The 1,641-nt window shown below is 28.3% G+C and carries 2 protein-coding genes; both read right to left on the reverse strand.

Going from position 1 to position 1,641, the window contains the following annotated elements:
- Positions 1-958 (reverse strand): NAD-glutamate dehydrogenase (locus tag SVN78_10995; GenBank protein ID MDY6822132.1); only part of this gene is annotated, 958 nt, incomplete at its 3' end.
- Positions 959-1,052: 94 nt separating this feature from the next.
- The coding region (locus SVN78_11000) for an aldehyde dehydrogenase family protein (protein MDY6822133.1) at positions 1,053-1,641 on the reverse strand (589 nt) is incomplete at its 5' end.

Here is a 1,641-nt window from a genome sequence, read left to right on the forward strand (position 1 = left end):
TGACAACATCTTGAGTAAACAGTCCAACTATTATATAAAACCTATTTACACTATTGCCTTTTTTAATTAATCCAATAAAATCTAGATATTCCCTTCTTTTTATTTTAGATTTATGCCGGTATTTATTTATATATATTGGTTGATCATCTATTTTATTTATTTTATCATCTTTAACTAGCTTTAAGAGATATTTAACATCTAAAGAGAGTTCATCCACCTCAAAAATACCAAAATTTCTAACCTCTATGCTGCCCTTAATCTCCTCGATTTCTTTTATTCCCATAAAAATGAAATTATCGTGTAATAACCACTCAAGAAAACGATTGACTTTATCTGTTAAGAAGTCATTAATATGCTTATAATGAGTAATTCTTTTAGTCATCTTATTAAAGGCGTTTGTTACAAAATTCAATTCATTATATATTAGTCTAAGCTCATTTTCAGTGGATTTTAAAAAAGAACTAGTTATATTTTCTAGAAATAAAAATAAAACGGATTCATTTACACTATCTTTATCTTTTTCATCTATCTTTTTTATATTGCCAGATTCGTCCCTACTTACATTTATTATTGGATGAACTATATAGAATCTATCAAATTTTATTTCAAAGAAATATTCACGCACACTATCTACTATAAATGGTTTATCATTAGTTATTGAAACAACAAGTGAGTGATTAGGTGGCAAAAAATTAAGATTTTTTTCATTGTAGCCTTTTATGTAATGTATATCTAATGCTCTGTTCTCAAAGGATTTATAGGCAAATAAAGAAAATTCTAAAAGATTTTTATCACCTAGCAGATCTATTAAATATAAAGGCATATTATTTAAGAGTATATCTATAAATAACTTAGCATTTTCATCTTTTAATTGTGTCTTAATATAATTTATCTTTTCTTTTTTTTGTTTTTCTCTGATTATTAATTCTTTTTCAGTTAATACATCTATGTTAAACATTATTTAACCTCTTAAAAATAAAATTTTATAGTGCTTATATTATATTGGTTTAGTTTAAATAGGCAATAAACTACCTTTTAGTCCTTATCAAAACCTAGCTCAAATTAAACACTACCATCCTAATATTGGTCATCTCATCAATTGCATATTTTACACCTTCTCTGCCTAAACCGCTTTTCTTATTTCCACCATAGGGCATATGGTCTACTCTATACATTGATGAATCATTTATCATTACACCACCAACATCTATATTATCAATTGCATAGAAGGCTTTTTCTAAATCCTTTGTAAATACACCAGCTTGAAGCCCGTAATCTGTATTATTTGCTTGTTCAACTGCCTCATTGAAATTGCTATACTTAAAAACTGAAACAACTGGTGCAAAGATCTCCTCTCTGCAAAGCCTCATGCTATCATTGACTCCTGATAATATAGTAGGGTGTAGTATAGCTTCTTCTCTCTTGCCTCCAACAAGGATCTTAGCCCCCTTATCTACAGCTTCTTTTATCCAGTTTTCTGCTCTCTCAGCTTCTTTTATATCAATCATTGGGCCTACATCAGTATCATCTAATAGTGGATCACCTACCTTTAAGGATTTAGTACTCTTTATAAATTCATCTAAAAAAGTATCATATACCTTTTCATGGATAAATAATCGCTGTAAGGATATACATACTTGG

The organism is Deferribacterota bacterium (assembly GCA_034189185.1).
Lineage (GTDB): Bacteria > Chrysiogenota > Deferribacteres > Deferribacterales > UBA228 > UBA228.